The 23,618-nt window shown below is 69.5% G+C and carries 18 protein-coding genes; 10 read left to right on the top strand and 8 right to left on the bottom strand.

What is annotated here, in order from left to right:
- Positions 1–66 precede the first annotated feature (66 nt).
- Positions 67–1,548, bottom strand: coding sequence for a replicative DNA helicase (dnaB, locus tag J5Y05_RS14795; protein WP_210872410.1), 1,482 nt, complete (start codon positions 1,546–1,548; stop codon positions 67–69).
- A 457-nt stretch (positions 1,549–2,005) separates the two neighbouring features.
- Between dnaB and J5Y05_RS14790 the strand changes: the two genes are divergently transcribed.
- Positions 2,006–3,343 carry an MATE family efflux transporter gene (locus J5Y05_RS14790; protein ID WP_210872408.1) on the top strand — a complete coding sequence of 446 codons (1,338 nt, stop codon included), beginning with the start codon at positions 2,006–2,008 and terminating at the stop codon, positions 3,341–3,343.
- 164 nt (positions 3,344–3,507) lie between these two features.
- Here J5Y05_RS14790 and rplI read toward each other — a convergent pair whose 3' ends face one another.
- The 4 genes from rplI to rpsF all read right to left on the bottom strand — a co-directional run bounded on the left by rplI (position 3,508) and on the right by rpsF (position 5,243).
- On the bottom strand, positions 3,508–3,954 hold the full coding sequence (gene rplI / locus J5Y05_RS14785; RefSeq protein WP_030420071.1) for a 50S ribosomal protein L9: 447 nt from the start codon (positions 3,952–3,954) through the stop codon (positions 3,508–3,510).
- An 18-nt stretch (positions 3,955–3,972) separates the two neighbouring features.
- Positions 3,973–4,209, bottom strand: a complete 237-nt coding sequence (rpsR, locus tag J5Y05_RS14780; RefSeq protein WP_003949403.1) for a 30S ribosomal protein S18 — start codon at positions 4,207–4,209, stop codon at positions 3,973–3,975.
- Positions 4,210–4,288: 79 nt separating this feature from the next.
- Positions 4,289–4,876: a single-stranded DNA-binding protein gene (locus tag J5Y05_RS14775; RefSeq protein ID WP_210872406.1), complete on the bottom strand. Its 588-nt coding sequence runs from the start codon at positions 4,874–4,876 to the stop codon at positions 4,289–4,291.
- Positions 4,877–4,952: 76 nt separating this feature from the next.
- Positions 4,953–5,243, bottom strand: a complete 291-nt coding sequence (gene rpsF / locus J5Y05_RS14770; protein WP_210872405.1) for a 30S ribosomal protein S6 — start codon at positions 5,241–5,243, stop codon at positions 4,953–4,955.
- A 288-nt stretch (positions 5,244–5,531) separates the two neighbouring features.
- On the opposite strand from rpsF, the gene J5Y05_RS14765 reads away from it, so the two are divergent.
- The 3 genes from J5Y05_RS14765 (at position 5,532) to J5Y05_RS14755 (ending at position 8,275) form a co-directional block, all read left to right on the top strand.
- A complete protein-coding gene (locus J5Y05_RS14765; RefSeq protein WP_210872403.1) occupies positions 5,532–5,861 on the top strand; it encodes a hypothetical protein in 330 nt (109 codons plus the stop codon).
- 135 nt (positions 5,862–5,996) lie between these two features.
- Positions 5,997–7,118, top strand: a complete 1,122-nt coding sequence (gene femX / locus J5Y05_RS14760; RefSeq protein ID WP_210872401.1) for a peptidoglycan bridge formation glycyltransferase FemX — start codon at positions 5,997–5,999, stop codon at positions 7,116–7,118.
- Between the two features lie 125 nt (positions 7,119–7,243).
- The gene (locus J5Y05_RS14755; RefSeq protein ID WP_210872399.1) at positions 7,244–8,275 is read left to right on the top strand and encodes an alanine racemase; all 1,032 of its coding nucleotides are present in this window, start codon (positions 7,244–7,246) and stop codon (positions 8,273–8,275) included.
- A gap of 121 nt (positions 8,276–8,396) precedes the next feature.
- On the opposite strand, the gene J5Y05_RS14750 is transcribed toward J5Y05_RS14755, so the two are convergent.
- The gene (locus J5Y05_RS14750; RefSeq protein ID WP_210872397.1) at positions 8,397–9,908 is read right to left on the bottom strand and encodes a glycosyltransferase family 87 protein; all 1,512 of its coding nucleotides are present in this window, start codon (positions 9,906–9,908) and stop codon (positions 8,397–8,399) included.
- 119 nt (positions 9,909–10,027) lie between these two features.
- Positions 10,028–12,700, bottom strand: coding sequence for a transglycosylase domain-containing protein (locus J5Y05_RS14745; protein ID WP_210872395.1), 2,673 nt, complete (start codon positions 12,698–12,700; stop codon positions 10,028–10,030).
- Between the two features lie 396 nt (positions 12,701–13,096).
- On the opposite strand from J5Y05_RS14745, the gene J5Y05_RS14740 reads away from it, so the two are divergent.
- The 4 genes from J5Y05_RS14740 (at position 13,097) to J5Y05_RS14725 (ending at position 16,876) form a co-directional block, all read left to right on the top strand.
- Positions 13,097–13,774 (top strand): PadR family transcriptional regulator, encoded by a 678-nt coding sequence (locus J5Y05_RS14740; RefSeq protein WP_210872393.1) that lies wholly within the window; start codon positions 13,097–13,099, stop codon positions 13,772–13,774.
- Positions 13,775–13,818: 44 nt separating this feature from the next.
- On the top strand, positions 13,819–14,901 hold the full coding sequence (locus J5Y05_RS14735) for an inositol-3-phosphate synthase (RefSeq protein ID WP_210872391.1): 1,083 nt from the start codon (positions 13,819–13,821) through the stop codon (positions 14,899–14,901).
- A gap of 78 nt (positions 14,902–14,979) precedes the next feature.
- Positions 14,980–16,242 (top strand): MFS transporter, encoded by a 1,263-nt coding sequence (locus tag J5Y05_RS14730; RefSeq protein WP_210872389.1) that lies wholly within the window; start codon positions 14,980–14,982, stop codon positions 16,240–16,242.
- Positions 16,243–16,366: 124 nt separating this feature from the next.
- Positions 16,367–16,876, top strand: coding sequence for an LppU/SCO3897 family protein (locus J5Y05_RS14725; protein WP_210872387.1), 510 nt, complete (start codon positions 16,367–16,369; stop codon positions 16,874–16,876).
- Between the two features lie 102 nt (positions 16,877–16,978).
- Here the strand turns inward: J5Y05_RS14725 and J5Y05_RS14720 are convergent, their stop codons facing one another.
- The gene (locus tag J5Y05_RS14720) at positions 16,979–18,424 is read right to left on the bottom strand and encodes a CCA tRNA nucleotidyltransferase (RefSeq protein ID WP_210872385.1); all 1,446 of its coding nucleotides are present in this window, start codon (positions 18,422–18,424) and stop codon (positions 16,979–16,981) included.
- 264 nt (positions 18,425–18,688) lie between these two features.
- Here J5Y05_RS14720 and J5Y05_RS14715 point away from each other — a divergent pair, with 264 nt between their 5' ends.
- Together J5Y05_RS14715 and murJ are read left to right on the top strand one after the other, a co-directional pair.
- A complete protein-coding gene (locus tag J5Y05_RS14715; protein WP_210872383.1) occupies positions 18,689–21,133 on the top strand; it encodes a DUF6049 family protein in 2,445 nt (814 codons plus the stop codon).
- A 44-nt stretch (positions 21,134–21,177) separates the two neighbouring features.
- Positions 21,178–23,502, top strand: a complete 2,325-nt coding sequence (murJ, locus tag J5Y05_RS14710; RefSeq protein ID WP_210872381.1) for a murein biosynthesis integral membrane protein MurJ — start codon at positions 21,178–21,180, stop codon at positions 23,500–23,502.
- The last annotated feature ends 116 nt before the right edge of the window (positions 23,503–23,618 follow it).

Here is a 23,618-nt window from a genome sequence, read left to right as displayed (position 1 = left end):
CCCATCCTCCCAGGCCCACCCGCCCCGCCCCCACCGGGCCACCCACCGCCCGCGGCGGCTGCCCGGTCAGGTCTGGGCCATGTCCACGAAGCGGGAGTAGTGGCCCTGGAAGGCGACGGTGATCGTGGCCGTCGGGCCGTTGCGGTGCTTGGCGACGATCAGGTCCGCCTCTCCGGCGCGCGGGGACTCCTTCTCGTAGGCGTCCTCGCGGTGCAGGAGGATGACCATGTCGGCGTCCTGCTCGATGGAGCCGGACTCACGCAGGTCCGAGACCATCGGCTTCTTGTCGGTGCGCTGTTCGGGGCCACGGTTGAGCTGGGAGAGCGCGATCACCGGGATCTCCAGCTCCTTGGCGAGGAGCTTGAGGTTACGGGACATGTCCGAGACCTCCTGCTGACGGCTCTCGGCCCGCTTGGACCCGCCGGACTGCATGAGCTGGAGGTAGTCGATGACGACCAGCTTGATGTCGTTGCGCTGCTTGAGGCGCCGGCACTTGGCGCGGATCTCCATCATCGACAGGTTCGGGGAGTCGTCGATGAAGAGTGGCGCGGCGGAGACGTCGGGCATCCGGCGGGCCAGCCGGGTCCAGTCGTCGTCCGTCATCGTGCCGGACCGCATGTGGTGCAGGGCGACCCGCGCCTCGGCCGAGAGCAGGCGCATGGCGATCTCGTTGCGCCCCATCTCCAGCGAGAAGATGACGCTCGGCAGGTTGTTCTTGATCGACGCGGCCCGTGCGAAGTCGAGGGCGAGGGTGGACTTTCCCATGGCGGGACGGGCGGCGATGACGATCATCTGACCGGGGTGGAGGCCGTTGGTCAGCGAGTCGAAGTCGGTGAAGCCCGTCGGCACGCCGGTCATCTCGCCGCTGCGCGAGCCGATCGCCTCGATCTCGTCGAGCGCGCCCTCCATGATGTCGCCGAGCGGCAGGTAGTCCTCGCTGGTCCGCTGCTCGGTGACGGCGTAGATCTCGGCCTGGGCGCGGTTGACGATCTCGTCGACGTCGTCGTCGGCCGCGTATCCCATCTGGGTGATCCGTGTCCCGGCCTCCACCAGGCGGCGCAGGACCGCGCGCTCGTGCACGATCTCCGCGTAGTACGCGGCGTTCGCGGCGGTCGGCACGGTCTGCACGAGGGTGTGCAGGTAGGAGGCGCCGCCGACCTTGTTGATCTCGCCGCGCTTGGTCAGTTCGGCGGCGATGGTGATGGGGTCGGCCGGCTCGCCCTTGGCGTAGATGTCGAGGATGGCCTGGTAGACCATCTCGTGCGCCGGTTTGTAGAAGTCGTGGCCCTTGAGGATCTCGACGACGTCGGCGATGGCGTCCTTGGACAGCAGCATGCCGCCGAGGACGGACTGCTCGGCCTCCAGGTCCTGCGGGGGCACCCGCTCGAACGACGACGGCCCCGCGTCGTCCCAGGAACCGTCGTCCCGGCCGCGTTCGCGCTGGTCGCCGCGGCTGCGGGCGCCGTCGCCGCGGCGTCGGGAGGCGGGCAGACGATCGCTGGGGCCGCTGTCGGCCCACGGATCGTCCAAGGGCTCGGAAATGCTCACCGAGCCACCTCCTCCCGTCCGCCGAGCGGATCTCGCCGAGCCTCATTTCTACGGCACGGCACTGACAAATAGGACGCCCAACTCCGGTTCTGACGCGTCGGTTTTGTGACGGTTCACAAGTCGGCGGACGGGACGGGCGCCGGACCACCGTAGGCCCGCGGGCACCGTCAGCCAATCTGGTTATCCACAGGCCATGTGGATGACCGGCCAGATGCTGTGGAGAACCCCCGGAAACCTGTGCACGATCCGGTGGACAGCCCTGTGAACAAGCTGTCACCGCTCTCGCTCGGACCGCCCTGACCTGCGGTTTCACCATCCACGGCCTGTGCAGAAGAAAAACTTTGCCCCACGACTCAAGATCACGTCGAACAGCTCAACGGAACGCACGCCCCGCGAGAGAAAGTAAGGACTGCCAAGCCTTTGCATCCATTACCTGTGGACGATTAGATTAGTGCGCATGACTCAGGCCCCCGCGCGCTCGCGGACCGTTCGCCACCGGCACGACCGCGAGATCGTCGCGCTGGCCCTGCCGGCCTTCGGCGCACTCGTCGCCGAACCGCTCTTCGTCATGGCCGACAGCGCGATCGTCGGCCATCTGGGGACGGCGCAACTCGCGGGTCTCGGCATCGCCTCGGCTCTGCTGACCACCGCCGTCAGCATCTTCGTCTTTCTCGCCTACGCCACCACGGCCGCCGTCGCCCGACGCGTCGGCGCGGGCGACCTGCCTTCCGCCATCCGCCAGGGGATGGACGGCATCTGGCTGGCCCTGCTGCTCGGCGCCGCCGTCATCGCCGTCTTCCTCCCCCTGGCACCGGCACTCGTGGACCTCTTCGGCGCGTCCAGCACCGCGGCCCCCTACGCCGTGACCTACCTGCGCATCTCCGCCTTCGGCATCCCCGCCATGCTCGTCGTGCTGGCCGCCTCCGGCATCCTGCGGGGACTGCAGGACACCAGGACCCCGCTCTACGTGGCGATCGCCGGCTTCGTCGCCAACGGTCTCCTCAACGTCGGTCTCGTCTACGGGGCCGGACTCGGGATCGCGGGCTCGGCCTGGGGAACGGTCATCGCCCAGTGCGGTATGGCCGCCGTCTACCTCGGGGTGGTGGTCCGCGGAGCCCGCAAGCACGGGGCCTCCCTGCGTCCCGACGCCGCCGGCATCCGGGCCTCCGCCCAGGCCGGGGTGCCCCTGCTGGTGCGTACCCTCTCCCTGCGCGCGATCCTCCTGATCGCGACGGCCGTGGCTGCCCGACTCGGCGATGCCGACATCGCGGCCCACCAGATCATCCTGTCCCTCTGGAGCCTGCTCGCCTTCGCCCTCGACGCCATCGCCATCGCCGGTCAGGCGATCATCGGGCGCTGTCTGGGCGCCGGTGACGGACAGGGGGCACGGGAGGCGTGCCGCAGGATGGTGCAGTGGGGCATCGCGGTCGGCGTGCTCCTCGGGCTGCTCGTCGTGGTGGCCCGTCCGGCCTTCCTGCCCCTGTTCACCGGCGACTCGGCCGTCAAGGACGCCGCCCTGCCCGCGCTGGTGATCGTGGCCGCCTCCCAGCCCGTCTGTGGTGTCGTCTTCGTCCTGGACGGCGTGCTGATGGGCGCCGGCGACGGCCCGTATCTCGCCTGGGCAATGCTGGTCACGCTGGCCGTCTTCACCCCCGCGGCACTCCTCATGCCCTCGGTCGGCGGCGGGCTGACCGCCCTGTGGGCGGCCATGACGCTGATGATGGCCATGCGGATGCTGACGCTGTGGCTGCGTACGCGCTCGGGCCGCTGGATCGTGACCGGCGCCTCCGCCTGACCACGGACCGCCGGGCATCACGTCACCGGAAACCGGATGTTTCACGTGAAACGCCGCGACCGATCTCCGCGTCGACGGCTCTCCACCGCCCGGGGGACAACAATGGGGCCGCACCCCCGTGAGGGGAATGCGGCCCCATGGCATCACGCCGGTGTGAGCGAAGCTCAGGCGGCGACGACCTCGATGCTGACCTTGGCGTCAACCTCGGGGTGCAGACGCACGGACGTCTCGTGAGCGCCCAGCGTCTTGATCGGCGCACCCAGCTCGATGCGGCGCTTGTCCACGTCGGGACCGCCGGCGGCCTTGATCGCCGAGGCGACGTCGGCCGGGGTGACGGAACCGAAGAGGCGCCCGGCGTCGCCGGAGCGGACGGCCAGACGGACCTTGACACCCTCAAGCTGGGCCTTGACCTGGTTGGCCTGCTCGATGGTCTGGATCTCGTGGATCTTGCGAGCACGACGGATCTGCTCGACGTCCTTCTCGCCACCCTTGGTCCAGCGGATCGCGAGCTTCCGCGGCACCAGGTAGTTGCGAGCGTAACCGTCCTTGACGTCGACGACGTCGCCCGCGGCACCGAGGCCGGAGACCTCGTGGGTGAGGATGATCTTCATGAGTCGGTCACCCTTCCCTTATCGCGCGGTGGAGGTGTAGGGCAGCAGCGCCATCTCACGGCTGTTCTTGACGGCCGTGGCGACGTCACGCTGGTGCTGCGTGCAGTTGCCGGTCACGCGGCGGGCACGGATCTTGCCGCGGTCGGAAATGAACTTCCGCAGCATGTTCGTGTCCTTGTAGTCCACGTACGTGACCTTGTCCTTGCAGAATGCGCAGACCTTCTTCTTCGGCTTGCGCACAGGCGGCTTCGCCATGGTGATTCTCCTGTGTGATCAAGAAGTGTGGGTACGGCCCGTCCTTCGGCCCGGCCGAGCCTCGCGGCCCGGTCCGGCCTCAGAAGGGGGGCTCGTCCGAGTAGCCGCCACCGCCGCCGGAGCCACCGCCCCAGCCACCGCCGCCGCCCTGCTGGCCGCCGGCGGGAGCGCCGGTCGCCCACGGGTCGTCGGACGGAGCGCCGCCGCCCTGCTGCTGACCGCCGCCGGGGCCACCGCCCCAGCCGCCGCCACCACCCTGGCCGCCGCCGCCTCCGTAGCCGCCGCCACCCTGGGCACCGCGGCCCGAGGTCTTGGTGACCTTGGCCGTGGCACTGCGCAGGCTGGCGCCGACCTCGTCGACGTCCAGCTCGTAGACCGTGCGCTTGACGCCCTCACGGTCCTCGTAGGACCGCTGCTTCAGCCGGCCCTGCACGATGACGCGCATGCCTCGCTGGAGCGACTCGGCGACGTTCTCCGCCGCCTGACGCCAGACCGAGCAGGTCAGGAAGAGGCTCTCGCCGTCCTTCCACTCGTTGGTCTGGCGGTCGAAGGTGCGGGGCGTGGACGCGACACGGAACTTCGCGACGGCCGCACCGGACGGGGTGAAGCGCAGCTCGGGGTCGTCGACAAGATTGCCGACGACCGTGATGACGGTCTCGCCTGCCATGGGGGAACCTCTCGGCGGGTTTGCTGCTGGCTGCTGGTGCTGCTACTCGATCCCGGGACCGACTGAGCGGATGGGCTCAGTGGTTCTCGGGACGAAGGACCTTGGTCCGGAGGACCGACTCGTTCAGGTTCATCTGGCGGTCGAGCTCCTTGACGACCACAGGCTCGGCCTGCAGGTCGATGACCGAGTAGATGCCCTCGGGCTTCTTCTTGATCTCGTACGAGAGACGACGACGGCCCCAGGTGTCGACCTTCTCGACCTTTCCGCCGCCGTCACGGACGACGGAGAGGAAGTTCTCGATCAGCGGGGAGACAGAACGCTCCTCGAGATCGGGGTCGAGGATGACCATCACCTCGTAGTGACGCATGTGGAACCCACCTCCTTCGGACTCAGCGGCCACGGTCGTTCCGTGGCAGGAGGGTTGCGATGCGTGTGGCACCGATGTCATCGAGTGAACCAGAGCCCACTGACAATCGGGCCTCTCCCGAGGGAGCGGCCCGGCCCCGGCCGGAACGGCCGACGGCATACACCGGTGCGGACGGTACAGAGTACCCGGCCATCGCCTCACGGTTGAAATCGGCCTGGGCGGGGACGCAATCTGTAACACACCGGAAGTGTGGGGCGAAGTCATACCGCCATCGGCTGGAGGTTCCCCATGGCACAGATCACGCGACCCGCCAAACCCAGGACCGGCTTGCTGGCCACCGACGGCAAGCCCCACCCGCTCCAGGACACGCTCATGGCCGTGGCCCTGGTGCTCGGGGTGCTCTCCCTCATCACGGCCGGCTTCACGGGGCTGCATCTGGTGGCCTCCTGGGCCGGACTCGCGGGTGTGCTGACCGCCGGGTACGGACAGTTCATCTCGGTGACGACACGTGAGCGCTTCGGCCTCGTCCTGGCGCTCGGCGCCTCCGCGATCGGGCTCTACTTCGGGATGGCCCACGGCGGGCTCTTCGGTTCCTTCGGCGGGTTCAGCGGAGGCTGATCCACGGCCCCGCCCACGCGGCGGGCCCCCTTCCCCCCGTACGCCGAACGGGGCGCTCACAGGGCGCAGTAGGCTTCGCGCGAGAGCCGGAGCCCCTGTACCCAGGGGGACACACCAGCCCGAGGAGCGCCCCGAATGACCCTGACCCTGAGGACCATCAGCCGCGAGCAGCATCTGGCGTACATCCAGAGCCTGCCGGCGGCGAGTCACATGCAGGTCCCGGCATGGGCAGACGTAAAGGCGGAATGGCGTTCGGAGAACCTCGGCTGGTTCGACGACCGGACCGGCGAGATGGTGGGCGCGGGCCTCGTCCTCTACCGGCAGCTTCCCAAGATCAAGCGCTACCTCGCCTACCTCCCCGAGGGCCCGGTCATCAACTGGTTCGCACCGAACCTCCAGGAGTGGCTGGAGCCGATGCTGGCTCACCTCAAGCAGCAGGGCGCCTTCTCGGTGAAGATGGGCCCGCCGGTGGTCATCCGGCGCTGGGACGCCACGTCCATCAAGAAGGGCATCCAGGACCCGGACGTCAAGCGCCTGCGCGACGTCGAGGCCGACCACATCGAGCCGCGCGCCTTCGAGGTGGCCGACAAGCTGCGCCGCATGGGCTGGCAGCAGGGCGAGGACGGCGGCGCCGGCTTCGGCGATGTGCAGCCCCGCTACATCTTCCAGGTGCCACTGGCCAACCGGTCCCTGGAGGAGGTGCACAAGAACTTCAACCAGCTCTGGCGCCGCAACATCAAGAAGGCCGAGAAGGCCGGCGTCGAAGTGGTCCAGGGCAGCTACCAGGATCTTGAGGAATGGCAGCGCCTGTACGAGATCACGGCCGTGCGCGACCGCTTCCGGCCCCGTCCGCTCTCGTACTTCCAGCGCATGTGGACGGCGCTCAACGCCGAGGACCCCAACCGGATGCGGCTGTACTTCGCGCGGCACAACGGCGTGAACCTGTCGGCCGCGACGATGCTGGTGGTCGGCGGCCACGTCTGGTACTCCTACGGCGCCTCGGACAACATCGGCCGTGAGGTACGCCCCTCGAACGCGATGCAGTGGGCGATGCTGCGCGACTCCTACGCGCTCGGCGCCACCGTGTACGACCTGCGCGGCATCTCCGACTCCCTGGACGAGAGCGACCACCTCTTCGGCCTGATCCAGTTCAAGGTCGGCACGGGCGGGCAGGCGGCCGAGTACCTCGGTGAATGGGACTTCCCGCTCAACAAGCTGCTGCACAAGGCGCTCGACATCTACATGTCGCGCCGCTGACCCGCGGGCCGGACTCCAGTAGCGTCGTTGACGGCCCTCGAGTCCCCGGCAGGCCCGAGGCCCCTTTCAGGACGTCCCCGTTCTGACACCACACCACAGCCACGAGAAAGGTCCCAGGTCCGGCCATGGCGCTCACGCTCTACGTCGACACCGCGCGCTGGCGGGCGCATCACAAGCACGTACAGGAGCAGTTCCCCGGAGTCGTCCCGGTCTGCAAGGGCAACGGCTACGGCTTCGGGCACGAGCGGCTGGCGGAGGAGGCCACACGGCTGGGCTCCGACATCCTCGCCGTGGGCACGACGTACGAGGCCGCCCGGATCAAGGACTTCTTCAGCGGCGATCTGCTCGTGCTGACGCCGTACCGGCGCGGTGAGGAGCCTGTTCCGCTGCCCGACCGGGTCGTCCGGTCGGTGTCGTCCGTCGACGGCGTCTACGGTCTGGTGGGCGCGCGGGTCGTCATCGAGGTGATGTCCTCGATGAAGCGGCACGGGGTCGGCGAGCAGGATCTGCCGCAGTTGCACGCCGCCATAGAGAACGTCCGGCTGGAGGGCTTCGCCATCCATCTGCCGCTGGACCGCACCGACGGCTCCGACGCCGTCGAGGAGGTCATCGGCTGGATGGACCGGCTGCGCGCGGCCCGGCTGCCGCTGCACACGATGTTCGTCAGCCACCTCAAGGCGGACGAACTCGTCCGGCTCCAGCAGCAGTTCCCGCAGACCCACTTCCGTGCCCGGATCGGCACGCGGCTCTGGCTCGGTGACCACGAGGCCACGGAGTACCGCGGGGCGGTCCTGGACGTCACGCGGGTGGCCAAGGGCGAGCGCTTCGGCTACCGGCAGCAGAAGGCGGCCTCCGACGGCTTCCTGGTGGTCGTGGCGGGCGGGACGTCCCATGGAGTGGGACTGGAGGCGCCGAAGGCCCTGCACGGCGTCATGCCGCGGGCCAAGGGGGTCGCCAGGGCCGGGCTGGCCACGGTCAACCGCAACCTGGCGCCGTTCGTCTGGGGCGGCAAGCAGCGCTGGTTCGCGGAGCCCCCGCACATGCAGGTCTCGATCCTCTTCGTGCCCACGGACGCCCCGGAGCCGCAGGTCGGGGACGAGCTGGTCGCCCATCTGCGGCACACCACCACGCAGTTCGACCGTATCGTCGACCGCTGAGGACCGGGGAGACTTCCGGGCCTCCCCGCCGGTCCAGGGCAGCGAGAGGGCCGTACACGAGGTTCGTGTACGGCCCTCTCGCTGCCTCGGGGCACCCGCGGGGCCGCCGGGCACCATGGCCTCAGAGCGAGCCGCCGACCTGCCGTCCGACGGTGCCCCAGCGCACCCGCGCCCCCTCGAAGTGCGCCGTCCCCGTCGCGGGGCGTGCCGCGGGGCCGATGGCGAAGACGTCCTCCGCGCCGTCGAGCACGCCGCCCGAGGGGTCGTCGTCGCCGTTGCGGCGGACCGGGTCGCGGTCCGGCCACAGGATGTCGCGCACCACCATCACGCACAGGAAGAGCGTGCCCACCAGGTGCACGGCGATGGCCCAGTGGTAGCCGTCTGTCGGCAGGCCCTTGTGGGCGTCCCCGCTGGTCGTGTACGCGAGGTACATCCAGATGCCGAGGAAGTAGACCACCTCGCACGCCTGCCAGATCAGGAAGTCCCGCCACTTCGGCCGGGCGAGCACCGCCAGCGGCACCAGCCACAGGACGTACTGCGGCGAGTAGACCTTGTTGGTGAGGATGAAGGCGGCGACGATCAGGAAGGCGAGCTGGGCGAACCGCGGCCGGCGCGGGGCGGTCAGCGTGAGCGCCGCGATGCCGCCGCAGCACAGCAGCATCAGGAGCGTGGCCAGCGTGTTGACCGTCTCGGTGCCGGGCGGGTTGTCGGAGTTCTGGACCAGGATCAGCCAGAAGGAGCCGAAGTCGACGCCGCGTTCCTGGCTGAAGGTGTAGAACTTCGACCAGCCGTCGAAGGCGAAGAGCATCACCGGCAGGTTCACCAGGAGCCAGGAGCCGGCGGCACCGCCCAGGGCCGCCCCGAACGCCCGCCACCGGCCCGCTCGCCAGCACAGGACGAGCAGGGGGCCGAGGATCAGGAACGGGTAGAGCTTGGCGGCCGTGGCCAGCCCCAGGAGGACGCCGAAGGCCAGCGGACGGCTCCGCGACCACATCAGGATCGCGGCGGCCGTCAGGGCCACCGCCAGCAGGTCCCAGTTGATCGTCGCCGTGAGCGCGAGCGCGGGCGCGAGAGCGATCAGCAGGCCGTCCCAGGAGCGCCGGGCGTGCGTACGGGTCACGCAGACGGCGATGACGATCGCGCAGATCATGAGCATTCCGGCGTTGACCATCCAGTACCACTGTTCCTGGGCCTGGACGGTCCCGCCGCCCGGGGTGAGCCAGGACGCCGCCTCCATGAAGAGGCCGGTCAGCACCGGGTATTCGAGGTACTCCATGTCGCCGGGGAGCTTGTCGAAGTAGGGCACGAGGCCGTCGATGAAGCCCCGCCCCTGGTACAGGTGCGGGATGTCCGAGTAGCAGGCGTGCGTGTACTGGGAGCTGGCTCCGAAGAACCACGCCCCGTTGTAGCAGGGAGCCTTCTGGACCAGCCCGAGGGCGAACATGCCGATCGCCACGAGCGCGATCACCCGCACCGGGGTCCACCAGGTCGTTGCCGGCAGGACACGCCGGCCGAGCGGGCCGCCGATCAGCTCACTGCCGGCCGCCGCTACCGCGTCGTCCCTGGTCGGCTGGACCGGTTCGGGCTGCTGCGCCTTCACTGGCGTCGCTTCTGCACTGGGCATGGGGCACATCCTGCCGTATACGTCCGGGAACAAGTGGGGGCCGCCGCACCCGCGAGTGCGGCGGCCCCTGTTTCACGTGGAACCTCCGGGTGTTTCACGTGAAACACCCATCTGGGACAGATCGCCGGCTAGCCGTTCGGGCCGGCGAAGAAACCCTGTCCTCTGGTGGGGTTCTCTTCCTCTGTCTCCGAGGACGTGGGCGAGGGTGACTGGCCTCCTCCATTGGCGCCACCGACGTCGTTGCCGCCGTTGTCACCGCCCCGGTTCTCTCCGTCGTCACAGTTCCAGTTGAAGACACCACACGTGCTGCTCGGCGTGGGCGCCGTGGGGCTGGGCGTCGTGGGGCTGGGCTCCGCCGAGGGCGACGGGCTCTGCTCCGCCGTCTCGGACGGCGTCGGAGAGGGGCTCGGCGGCGGATCGTTGTTGATGACCTCGCCGATCGGCTCCGGCTTCGGGAACTTCTCCACCTTCTCGCCCTTGAGCGCCTTCTCCATGTAGTCGTGCCAGATCTCGGACGGGAACGAGGCGCCGTGGATCTTCTTCTGACCGCCGGTCCCGAACATCTCCAGGAACGTGCGGTTCTTGATGGTCTCGTCGTCCGGATAGCGGAACATGCTGATCGCGGTCGACAACTGCGGGGTGTAGCCGACGAACCACGCCGACTTGTTGCCGTCCGTGGTACCCGTCTTGCCCGCCACGTCACGGCCCGTGAGCTGGGCCTTGGAGCCGGTTCCCTCGTCGACGACCGTCTTCAGCACGTCCGTGACGTTGTCCGCGACCTTGGCGGTGAAGGCGTCCTTGCTCGTGGACTTGTGCGTGAAGATCGTCTCGCCCTTCTTCACCACCTTGGTGACGGAGAACGGCTCACGCTGCTTGCCGCTGGCCGCGAAGGTGGCGTAGGAGCCCGCCATGCGGATCGCGCTGGGGTCCGAGATGCCGATGGAGAAGGACGGGTAGTTCGTGCCCGTCAGGCTGCCCTTCAGGAGGCCCGAGTCGATGGCGGCCTCCTTGACCTTGTCGAGGCCGACATCCATGCCGAGCTGCACGAAGGCGGAGTTCACGGACTCCCGCATGGCCTCGCGGAGGTCGATCTTGTAGTCCGGCGCCTCACCGAGCGACTGGTCGCCGTCGTTGACCTGGCGCCACTGCTCGTCCTTCTCGTTCTTCCAGATCGTGCCGTCGTAGTTCTTGATCTTGAGGAGGTTCTGGCCGCTGTAGAGGCTCTTCGGGGAGACGACGGTGCGCTCGTCCTGAGCCTGGGTCTCACCGAGGTCGGGGTCCCGCACCCCCCACTTCATCGCCGCGGCAAGCACGTACGGCTTGAAGGTCGAACCGACCTGGGCACCGGTCACGTCGGCGTTGTTGGTGAAGTGCTTGGTCGCGTCCTCACCGCCGTAGATGGCGACGATGGCACCCGTCTTCGGGTCCACGGAGGCCCCGCCGAACTGGACGTGGGTGTCGGTGTCGGGCCGGTCCTCGGGCCGGATGTTCTCCTTGTAGACCTTCTGGACCGCCTTCTCGAGCTCGTCGACCTTCTTCTTGTCGAAGGTCGTGAAGATCGAGTACCCGCCCGTCTCCAGATCCTTCTGCGTGATCACGTCGTTCTTGATCAGCGACGCCTTGGCCAGGTCGACGAGGTAGCCGATCTGCCCGGTGAGCTGGGTGTTCGACCGAGGGTTCTGCACCTTGGGGAGCGTGGTGTACTTGACCCGCTCCGCCTGGTCCAGGTGCTGGTACTCGACCATCTTGTCGAGGGTGTCCTGCATCTGCCGCAGCGCCCGCTTCTTGTTCGCCTCCTCGGTGGCGCCCGGGTCGATGGAGGTGGCGCCGGCGGGGTCGTAGTAGGTGGCGCCCTTGAGGACCGCCGCCAGGAGAGCGCACTCGCCCGCGTTCAGCTCGTCCGCGTCCTTGTCGAAGTACGCCCGCGCCGCCGCCTGGATGCCGTAGGCACCCCGCCCGTAGTAGGCGGAGTTGAGGTAGCCCTCAAGGATCTTGCGCTTGTTGACCTTGGCCCCGACCTTGACCGAGACCAGCATCTCCTTGGCCTTGCGGGAGAGCGTCTGCGACTGGTCGTCGAGCATCGCGTTCTTGACGTACTGCTGGGTGATGGTCGAACCGCCCTGTGTGTCACCGCCACGGGCCATGTTGAACACGGCTCGGGCGATGCCCTTGGGGTCGATGCCGCTGTCGCTGTAAAAGCTGCGGTTCTCCTGGGAGATGACCGCGTTCTGCATCGCCTTGGGAATCCGTGACAGTTCCACCTCCTGGCGGTTGCGCTCACCGCCGGTGGCGACCATCTGGCTGCCGTCCGCCCAGTAGTACACGTTGTTCTGCGCGGACGCCGTCTTCGCGATGTCGGGAATGCCGACCATGGCGTACGCGAGACCGGTGGCGGCCACCAGTCCGCCGAAGAACGTGAGGCACAGCCCGGTGACCAGCTTCCAGGAGGGCATCCAGCGCTGCCAGCCGTCCCGGTCGCTCCGCGGATAGTCGATCAGACGCTTGCTGCCGGACGCCGCCGCGGCGCGGCCCCGGCCCGATCCGCCGGGCGCGGCTCGCCGGCCGCCACCTCCCGGCTCGGCGGCTCTGCGTCGGCCGCCTCCACTTCGTTGCGCCGCACGCCGGGCCTCGGCGCGGGTGCTGTAGGGGCGCTCGTCATCCGGACCGTACGAGCCGGACGGAGACCCTGTGGCGCCTCGCGGTGCCGCACGGCGACCGGAGGACGAACCGGACTGGCCGCGTCGGGCCGCGGCACGTCCGCCTCCCTGCGGCTGCGGCGGTTTGCGACGGTGCTCGCTCATCGAACGACTACTCCTCGGGCAGGCGCACCCTTGCGCGCCTGGAAACGGCGGCTGGTTTCCGGTCCCCCCGAAGTACGGATGCGGTCCCTTCCGCATTCACCCGTACCGCACCGGGGACGAGGACGTCCCCTGGCGTCACTCGGTTCCCAGTGGTTTGCATGGCGGACAGACTACGCACCGCAAAAACCCCCGGGTTCCGAAGTTCGCCTCAAATCCGGCAACTTGCATGCGATGAAACCCTGATGTGATCCCGTTCACTCCACTCCCCCTTGTCGCGTGGGGGACCGCGTTCTATCGTCGAGATGTATCGAGTCGATACATCGGATCGGTATAAGGACCCCGAACGAGCCCGTCACGGCACCCGTCACCACGGGTCGCGGCAGAGAGGAGGCGACCGTGAGCCGGCGCTCCGGCATCCTCGAGTTCGCCGTACTCGGCCTGCTCCGCGAATCCCCGATGCACGGCTATGAGCTGCGAAAGCGGCTCAACACGTCCCTGGGGGTGTTCCGGGCGTTCAGCTACGGAACGCTGTACCCCTGCCTCAAGACGCTGGTCGCCAACGGCTGGTTGATCGAGGAGCCGGGGAACATCGGTGAGGCCGCCGCGTCCCTCACCGGGCGCCGCGCCAAGATCGTTTACCGGTTGACGGCCGACGGCAAGGAGCACTTCGAGCAGCTCCTCTCGCAGACGGGCCCCGACGCGTACGAGGACGAGACCTTCGCCGCTCGTTTCGCGTTCTTCGGGCAGACGTCGCGGGACGTCCGCATGCGCGTACTCGAAGGCCGCCGCAGCCGGCTGGAGGAGCGGCTGGAGAAGATGCGGGCCTCGCTGGTCCGCACGCGGGAACGCCTCGACGACTACACGCTGGAGCTCCAGCGCCACGGAATGGAGTCCGTGGAGCGCGAAGTGCGCTGGCTGAACGAGCTCATCGAGAGCGAGCGGGCGGGGCGGGACCTGCGGGGTCCCGCCGCCGAGGGGACCGCTCGTGGGGACACCACATCTGGAACGGCGGGCGACCTGCCCCGGCCCGGGGACGACCCCCGGCCGGATACGCCCGGCGACACCGCCACGTGAGCGCCCAGTCAGGGCCTCACTCGTACACACAGGGAGCAACCGGAATGGGTTCGGTTCGCGTAGCCATCGTCGGTGTGGGCAACTGCGCCGCATCGCTGGTGCAGGGCGTCGAGTACTACAAGGACGCCGACCCGGCCGCCAAGGTCCCGGGCCTGATGCACGTCCAGTTCGGCGAGTACCACGTCCGTGACATCGAGTTCGTCGCCGCCTTCGACGTGGACGCCAAGAAGGTCGGCCTCGACCTCTCGGACGCCATCGGCGCCTCCGAGAACAACACCATCAAGATCTGCGACGTGCCGAACAGCGGTGTGCAGGTCCAGCGCGGCCACACCCTCGACGGTCTCGGCAAGTACTACCAGGAGACCATCGAGGAGTCCCCCGAGGAGCCGGTCGACATCGTCAAGGTCCTCAAGGACCAGCGCGCCGACGTCCTCGTCTGCTACCTGCCCGTCGGCTCCGAGGACGCGGCGAAGTTCTACGCCCAGTGCGCCATCGACGCCAAGGTCGCCTTCGTCAACGCCCTCCCGGTCTTCATCGCCGGCACCAAGGAGTGGGCGGACAAGTTCACCGAGGCGGGCGTGCCGATCGTCGGCGACGACATCAAGTCGCAGGTCGGCGCCACCATCACGCACCGCGTCATGGCGAAGCTGTTCGAGGACCGGGGCGTCATCCTGGACCGCACGATGCAGCTCAACGTCGGCGGCAACATGGACTTCAAGAACATGCTGGAGCGCGACCGGCTGGAGTCCAAGAAGATCTCCAAGACCCAGGCCGTGACGTCGCAGATCCCCGACCGGGAGCTGGGCGAGAAGAACGTCCACATCGGCCCGTCCGACTACGTCGCCTGGCTGGACGACCGCAAGTGGGCCTACGTGCGCCTGGAGGGCCGCGCCTTCGGTGACGTCCCGCTGAACCTGGAGTACAAGCTCGAGGTCTGGGACTCCCCGAACTCCGCCGGTGTCATCATCGACGCCCTGCGCGCCGCGAAGATCGCCAAGGACCGCGGTGTCGGCGGCCCGATCCTGTCCGCGTCGAGCTACTTCATGAAGTCGCCGCCGGTCCAGTACTTCGACGACGAGGCCCGCGAGAACGTCGAGAAGTTCATCAAGGGCGAGGCCGAGAGCTGAGAGTCTCCGACTCCCGTCCTGCGGAGGTCCCCGGGTCGCGTGACCCGGGGACCTTTCCGGTATGTGAGGCTGTGCCCCATGGCCGTCGTCCGTGACCTGCGCATCCTGCTGCGTCTGAAGGGATTCCGGCGGCTGCTCGCCGTCCGTCTGCTCTCCCAGGGCGCCGACGGCGTCTACCAGGTGGCGCTCGCCACCTACGTGGTCTTCTCGCCGGAGCGGCAGACCTCCGCCACCGCCATCGCCTCCGCGATGGCGGTGCTCCTGCTGCCGTACTCCCTCGTGGGCCCCTTCGCCGGCGTCCTGCTGGACCGCTGGCGCCGGCGCCAGGTCTTCCTCTACGGCAATCTGCTGCGCGCCGCGCTGGCCTCCGTGACGGCCGTGCTCATGGTCGTCTCCGTCCCGGACTGGCTCTTCTACGTCTCCGCGCTGTGCGTGACCGCGGTCAACCGCTTCGTCCTCGCCGGGCTCTCCGCCGCGCTGCCGCGGGTGGTCGACGACCGGCGCCTGGTCGTCGCCAACTCCCTCTCCCCGACCGCCGGGACCCTCGCCGCGACGGCCGGCGGCGGGCTGGCCTTCGTCGTCCGCCTGGTGATCGCCGACTCGGACGCCGCCGTGGTGCTGCTCGGGTCCCTCCTGTACCTGTGCGGCGCGCTGGCCTCGCTGCGTATCGCGGTGGACCTGCTGGGACCCGACCGCGCGTCCGCCGCGCCGCGGCTGGCCTCCGCCCTCGTCGGCACCGCACGCGACATGGTCGCCGGCATCCGCCATCTGGTCGCGCCCGCGCGCCGTGACGCGGCCTGGTCGCTCGCCGCCATGACGCTGATGCGGTTCTGCTACGGCGCCCTGCTGGTCATGCTCCTGATGCTGTGCCGGTACGCCCTGACCTCGACCACCGACGAGGGGCTGGCTCTGCTGGGCCTGGCGCTGGGCGTCTCGGGTGCCGGCTTCTTCGCGGCGGCGGTGATCACCCCGTGGGCGGCGGTGCGCTTCGGGCCGGGCCACTGGATGGCGTTGTGCGCCGGGGCGGCGGCGGTGCTGGTGCCCGCGCTCGGCCTGCCGTTCGCCACCGTTCCCGTGCTCGTCGCGGCGTTCGTGCTGGGGGTGACGACCCAGAGTTCGAAGATCGCGACCGACACCATCGTGCAGTCCTCGGTCGACGACTCCTTCCGTGGCCGGATCTTCTCCGTCTACGACGTGCTGTTCAACGTCGCCTTCGTCGGGGCCGCGGGGGTGGCTGCCCTGATACTGCCGCCGGATGGCCGATCCGTGCCGCTCATCGCGATGGTCGCCGCGGTCTACGGAGCGGTTGCGGTGGTTATGGCACGGTTCGGGCCTCAGTAAGTGTCACATCAATGACACAGAGCGGCCTGGGGAACGGGCGATGTCAGTGGGGCCGGATAACTTACGTGGGTCTTACGGCGCGACATGTTCGCGCCACGCATCCATGTTTGAGGGGGACCCCCAAGTGACCACTCCGCCGTCCCAGGGCAATCCGTTCGCGCAGGGCGAGCCGCAGGCTCAGCAGCCCCAGGGGGAGAACCCCTTCGCCCCGGGCCAGCCGGGCTTCCCGCACCAGGCCGGCCAGCCCGGATTCCCGCCGGGTGCTCCGGTGCCGCCGCAGCCGGCCCGTCGCAAGGTCAGCTTCAAGACGATCAAGAACATCGTCATCGCCGTGGTCGTCGTCGGTGTGGCGGTCGGCGGTTACATAGCCAGCCGGGACGACGCGAAGACGGCGGCGGTCGGGGACTGCATGCACCGCGGCAGCAGCAACGACAACGACCCGGACCTGGAGGTCGTCGACTGCAAGGACTCGAAGGCCCAGTACGAGGTGGTCGCCAAGATCGAGGGCTCCTTCACGTCCAGTTCGCTGGCCTCCAGCAAGTGCGAGGCCGAGGCCAAGGACTTCGAGTACACCTACACCGAGAGCGGCCGAGGCAAGAGCTTCCTGCTCTGCCTGAAGGACTACAAGAAGTAGGCGACGGCGCCTTCGACGCGCAAGGGCGGTGTTTCACGTGAAACACCGCCCTTCGCCTGTGCGGCCCGGCCCGTGTTTCACGTGAAACACGGGCGGAACAGCTCAGCCGTTCTGCTCCGCCCACCACTCCTGGAGAGCCTCCACCGCCGCGTCGTGCCCCATCGGTCCGTGTTCCAGCCGGAGCTCCAGAAGGTGCTTGTACGCCTGCCCCACGGCCGGCCCGGGACGGACGCCGAGAATCTCCATGATCTGGTTGCCGTCGAGGTCGGGCCGGATGGCGTCCAGCTCCTCCTGTTCCTGCAACGTCGAGATCCGGTCCTCAAGACCGTCGTACGCGCGGGACAGCGCCGTGGCCTTGCGCTTGTTACGGGTCGTGCAGTCCGACCGGGTCAGCTTGTGGAGCCGGTCGAGCAACGGTCCGGCGTCCCGCACATACCGGCGGACCGCGGAGTCGGTCCACTCACCCGTGCCGTACCCGTGGAAGCGCAGGTGCAGCTCGACCAGCCGGGAGACGTCCCGGACCAGGTCGTTGGAGTACTTGAGCGCGGTCATGCGCTTCTTCGTCATCTTGGCCCCCACCACCTCGTGGTGATGGAACGAGACCCGGCCGTCCGGCTCGAACCGGCGCGTGCGCGGCTTGCCGATGTCGTGCAGCAGTGCGGCCAGCCGGAGCGTGAGGTCGGGCCCGTCGTCCTCCAGGGCCATCGCCCGCTCCAGGACGATGAGCGTGTGGTCGTAGACGTCCTTGTGGCGGTGGTGCTCGTCCCTCTCCAGCCGCAGGGCCGGCAGCTCGGGCAGGACGTGCCCGGCGAGGCCGGTGTCCACCAGCAGGGTCAGGCCCTTGCGCGGGTGCGGGGAGAGGACGAGCTTGTTCAGCTCGTCCCGCACCCGCTCGGCCGAGACGATCTCGATCCGGCCGGCCATGTCCTTCATGGCCTGTACGACCTCCGGCGCCACCTCGAAGTCGAGCTGCGCGGCGAACCGGGCCGCCCGCATCATCCGCAGGGGGTCGTCGGAGAAGGACTCCTCGGGGGTGCCCGGGGTGCGGAGCGTACGCGCGGCAAGGTCGTCGAGGCCCCCGTGCGGGTCGATGAACTCCTTCTCCGGGAGCGCCACGGCCATGGCGTTCACCGTGAAGTCCCGGCGGACGAGATCCGCCTCGATGGAGTCGCCGTAGGACACCTCGGGCTTGCGCGAGGTGCGGTCGTACGCCTCCGACCGGTAGGTGGTCACCTCGATCTGGTAGCCGTCCTTCTGTGCCCCGACCGTGCCGAAGGCGATCCCGACCTCCCAGACGGCGTCCGCCCAGGGCCGCACGATCTTCAGGACGTCCTGCGGCCTGGCATCGGTCGTGAAGTCCAGGTCGTTGCCGAGCCGGCCGAGCAACGCGTCCCGGACCGAGCCTCCGACGAGAGCGAGGGAGAACCCGGCCGCCTGGAAACGGCGGGCGAGATCGTCGGCGACAGGAGCGATGCGCGGGGGTTCGGTCATCTCGCGGCGCTGCACCTGACTCGGGGCGGGGGCGTGGACTTCGTTGGCGTTCGGCACAACAGAACAGGGTACGTGGCCGGTGCGGGCGGAGGACTCCCCGTCCGGTCGGCCGTGCCCCGGTCCACTCCCCTTCAGCCCCGGCACACTCCCCTTTATAGAGGCACATATCGGCTCCCCCACCGAATGGACCGCATACGCGGCCGGGCCCTGTGGTTCCGGATCTTGTGAGGTACGCCGCGGCACTTCCACTCCGCGCGCATCGTTACCATGCGTGGACGCACATTCCGACGACCACTGACACGACGAGGGACGGGCGAGCGCGTGGCCGAGGCGGCAGACTTCCAGGGGACCAGTCCCTCACCTGCCCGCCGGGGGCTGCGGCGTGCCCAGGCACTGCTCGCCGGAGCGCCCCTGCTGGCCGGTCTCTTCCAGCTTCCCGCCGCGGGCCCCGCGCACGCCCAGGAGCCGGCCACGGCCGAGGCCGCCTCGGACGCGGGCCCGGTGGCCGTCGCCGTCGACTCGCTCACTCCGTCGGTGCCGACCGACGGCGACACCGTGACCGTGTCGGGGACCGTGACCAACAACGGCAAGCGGGCGGTCACCGACGCCCACGTCGCCCTGCGGCTGGGCCCCGAGGTCGCCACCCGCTCGGCCATCGACGCGGTCGCCAAGAACGCGGACAGCCTCCAGGGCTCGATCGCCCCCGAGGTCGGCGACAAGTACACCGAGAAGTTCTCCAAGCTCACTCCCGGCGTCTCCGAGCACTTCAACATCTCCGTGCCGGTCGACGAGCTGAACCTCGGCAGGGACGGCGTCTACGAGTTCGCCGTCTCGCTCTCCGGGCAGACCTCCGCGCAGCCGTGGGAGCAGGTGCTCGGCATCCAGCGGACCTTCCTGCCGTGGAAGCCGGACGCGGCCGACACCAGGACGAAGACCACGTTCCTGTGGCCGCTGGTCTCCACCACGCACATGGCCGCCGAGACCGGTCCGAACGAGGAGCAGACGCCGGTCTTCCTCAACGACGACCTGGCCAGGGAGATCTCCCCCGGGGGCCGCCTGAACCAGATGGTGGCGCTGGGCAAGAGCCTGGACGTCACCTGGGTGATCGACCCGGACCTGCTCGCCTCCGTCGACGCGATGACGGGCAAGTACCGGGTCCGGAACGGCGAGGAGACCACCCCCGGCACCCACCAGGCGGTCGCCAAGCAGTGGCTGGCCGACCTCCAGGCGGCGGTGAGCGGCAAGGAGGTGGTCGCCCTGCCCTTCGCCGACCCCGACCTGGCCTCCCTCGCGCACAACGGCACCGGCATCACCGGGTCGCTGAGCCAGCTCAAGGACGCCACGGACGTGGTCGCCAACACGGTCGAGCCGATCCTCCACGTGAAGCCGAGCACCGATTTCGCCTGGCCCGTGGACGGCTCGGTCGACCGGTCGATCGTCAAGGTCGCCACCTCGGCGGGCGCCGACAAGGTGATCGCGCGCAGCGACAGCCTCCAGGAGGCGGGCGCGTTGCCGTACACGCCTTCGGCAGCCCGGCCCATCGGTGGCGGGACGACCGCGGTCGTCGCGGACGCCCGGATGTCCACGGCGTTCGAGGGCGAGCTGAACACGGCCTCGGCGTCCACGCTCGCGGTCCAGCGCTTCCTCGCCCAGAGCCTGGAGCTGGGCCTCCAGACCGGCAAGCAGCGCAGCATCGTCGTCGCCCCGCAGCGCATGCCGTCGGGCAGCCAGGCCCGCGCGATGGCCGAGGCCCTGGGCGCGCTCCAGGGCGGTACCTGGTCGCAGTCCCAGGAGCTGTCGGCCGCCGCCGTGGCCAAGCCGGACCCGCGGGCCACCACGAAGGTGCCGGCGACCTCCTCCTACCCCTCGTCGCTGCGCAAGAAGGAACTGCGCCGCTCGGCGTTCGTGCAGATCACGCAGACGCAGGACAAGCTCGGCAACTTCAAGGTCGTGCTCTCGGACGAGTCCCGCGTGGTGACGCCGTTCGGGCGGGCCCTGAACCGGGGCATGTCCGCCTCCTGGCGTGGCAGGGCCGCCGAGGCGGAGTCCTTCCGTGACGGCGTGGAGTCCTACCTCGACGGGCTGGCCGGCCGGGTCCGGCTGATCGACAAGTCGGAGACCAAGCTCTCCGGCCGCAGCGCCACGATCCCCGTGACGGTGCAGAACAACCTGGTGCAGGATGTCGGCCCGCTGGTCCTGCGGCTCTCCTCCACCAATCCGACGCGGCTGGAGATCGGCGGCTCCGCCTACCAGGAGCAGCCGGTGTCCGTCTCGGGCGGGCACAGCCAGTCGGTGAAGTTCACCACGTCGGCCAACGCCAACGGCCGGGCGACGGTGATCGCCCAGCTCTACACGACGGACGGCCGGAAGTACGGTGAGCCCGTCAGTTTCGACGTGAAGGTCACCGAGATCACGGCCACCGTGATGCTGGTCATCGGCGGCGGGGTCCTGCTCCTCGTCCTCGCCGGCTTCCGGATGTACACCCAGCGCAAGCGGGCCGCGGCCCGCGAGGCGGACGAGGCCGCCTCGGACGAGAAGGACCAGGCCGCCCCCACCGAGGAAGACCAGGCCGGAGCGAGTGAGACAGACGACGCGGAGCGTGCCGGAGACGGCCCGGAGAAGCCGGCCGGGCCCGGCGGAGATCTCCCCGAGGAGTCCGGGGCAGAGCCCCGGGCAGGCGACCCGGAGCAGCCGAGTGACCCGACACCGGACACCGCAACGGAAAACGCCGGCCCGTCCGGCACGGGTGAGAGAGTGGACCGTTGAGGATGTCGTGGCCGGTCGGCCCGGGACGATGAGGTGGGGTAAGCATGAACGCGCCGTACGACGGTGACCGCGGTCAGGCCGTGGACGGCTCGGGCGACCCCGAGGGTCCGCCGCCCGACCGCACGGGGACACCGCCGCAGCCGCCCGCGGACATGTACCTCCAGGACGCCTACGACGAGGACCCCTACCGGGCGCAGGACCTCTCCGCCCAGGACCCGGTCTCCGAGGCGCTGTACGACCGTGCCGCGCACCCCCCGCCGCCCCCGGGCCCCGCGCAGCCGCCGTTGTACGGCCCGCCCGCCCCGTCCCCCCACGCCCCCGACCCGCGGGTCTGGGCGCAGACGCCGCCGCCGGAGCCGGAAGGCCCGACGCGGCGCCTGCCGTACGGGGACGACCCGCGGACGACGCAGTTCGTCGGTGTGGACGACCTGGTCAGCCAGGCGAGCGAGGAGCGCCCCGAGCCGGACGCCTTCGCCCACCTCTTCCAGGACCAGCAGCGCAACGGCGGCCACCCCTCGTACGACGACCCCGGACAGGTGCCCGCGCCCACGCGGTCACCGGGGCCGTACGGGGGCGGACGGGGACCGGAGCAGGGCGGAGGGGACCGGGCCTCCGGACGGTTCGACGAGGCGCCGGCACCCGGCCCGCTCGCGCCGGCCCCGGGGCAGTACGCGGTCGCCCCGAGCATCGAATCCGCCGAAGAGGTGGAGGAGCCCCCGGCCGTCGCCCCCAAGAAGGGCGGGCGGGGCGGCGGTCTGCTGAAGTCCAGCGCCGTCATGGCGGCGGGCACGATGGTCTCGCGGCTGACCGGGTTCATCCGCTCCGCGATGATCGTCTCGGCGCTGGGGCTCGTCCTGCTGGGCGAGTCCTTCCAGGTCGCCTACCAACTGCCGACGATGATCTACATCCTCACCGTCGGCGGCGGTCTGAACTCCGTGTTCGTCCCCCAGCTCGTGCGCGCCATGAAGGAGGACGACGACGGCGGAGAGGCGTACGCCAACCGGCTGCTGACCCTGGTCATGGTCGCGCTCGGCGTGCTCACCGCGCTGGCCATGCTCGGGGCCCCGCTGCTGGTCCGCGCACTGTCGAACTCCGTCGCCACGAACCCCGCCGCCAACGATGTCGCCGTCACCTTCACCCGCTACTTCCTGCCGTCCATCTTCTTCATGGGCGTCCACGTGGTGATGGGTCAGATCCTCAACGCCCGCGGCCGGTTCGGCGCGATGATGTGGACCCCGGTCCTGAACAACATCGTCATCATCGTCACGCTGGGCATGTTCATCTGGGTCTACGGCACGGCCGCGGACTCCGGCATGACCGTCCAGAACATCCCGCCGGAGGGCGAGCGCCTGCTCGGCGTGGGCGTGCTGCTGGGCCTCGTGGTCCAGTCCCTGGCGATGATCCCCTACCTGCGCGAGACCGGCTTCCGCCTGCGGCTGCGGTTCGACTGGCGGGGCCACGGCCTGGGCAAGGCCGCGATGCTCGCCAAGTGGACGATCCTCTTCGTGCTCGCCAACCAGGCGGGCGCCCTCGTCGTCACCCAGCTCGCCTCGGCGTCCGTCGCGGACACCGAGATCCCCGGCACCGGCTTCAGCGCCTACGCGAACGCCCAGCTCATCTGGGGTCTGCCGCAGGCCATCATCACCGTCTCCCTGATGGCCGCCCTGCTGCCGCGGATCTCCCGTTCGGCGGCGGAGGAGGACTCCGGCGCGGTCCGCGACGACATCTCCCAGGGGCTGCGCACGACCGCCGTCGCGATCGTGCCGATCGCCTTCGGTTTCATCGCGCTCGGCGTCCCGATGTGCACCCTGATCTTCGGCTCCTCCGGAACCGATGGAGCCACGAACATGGGCTTCATACTGATGGCCTTCGGCCTCGGCCTCATCCCGTACTCCGTGCAGTACATCGTCCTGCGCGCGTTCTACGCCTACGAGGACACCCGGACGCCCTTCTACAACACGGTGATCGTGGCCCTGGTCAACGCGGCCGCCTCGGCGGTGTGTTACCTCGTGATCCCGGCACGGTGGGCCGTGGTCGGCATGGCCGCCGCCTACGGGCTCGCGTACGCGATCGGCGTCGGTGTCGCCTGGCGCCGGCTGCGCAAGCGGCTCGGCGGCGACCTGGACGGCTCCCGGGTGCTGCGGACCTACGCCCGCCTGGGCATCGCGTCCGTCCCCGCCGTCCTGCTCAGCGGCGCGGCCTGCTTCGGGATCAGCCGTACGCTCGGCCAGGGCGTCCCCGGATCGTTCGCCGCGCTGCTGGCGGGCGGCGCCGTCCTGCTCGGCGTCTTCTTCGTGGCCGCCCGCCGCATGCGCATCGAGGAGGTCAACTCGCTGGTCGGCATGGTGCGCGGACGCCTGGGACGCTGAAACCGGGGGTAGGCGCACAACCATCGTCCGCCGTCGTGTGTCGTGCATAGCGGCGGACTGTGGGCACAATTGGTTTTGGCGTCGGACTGCACGCGACGGGTGTCGGACGGCGTGCA

It is taken from the genome of Streptomyces tagetis, assembly GCF_018069565.1.
Taxonomy (GTDB): domain Bacteria; phylum Actinomycetota; class Actinomycetes; order Streptomycetales; family Streptomycetaceae; genus Streptomyces; species Streptomyces tagetis.
This window is presented reverse-complemented; position numbering and strand designations above follow the sequence as displayed.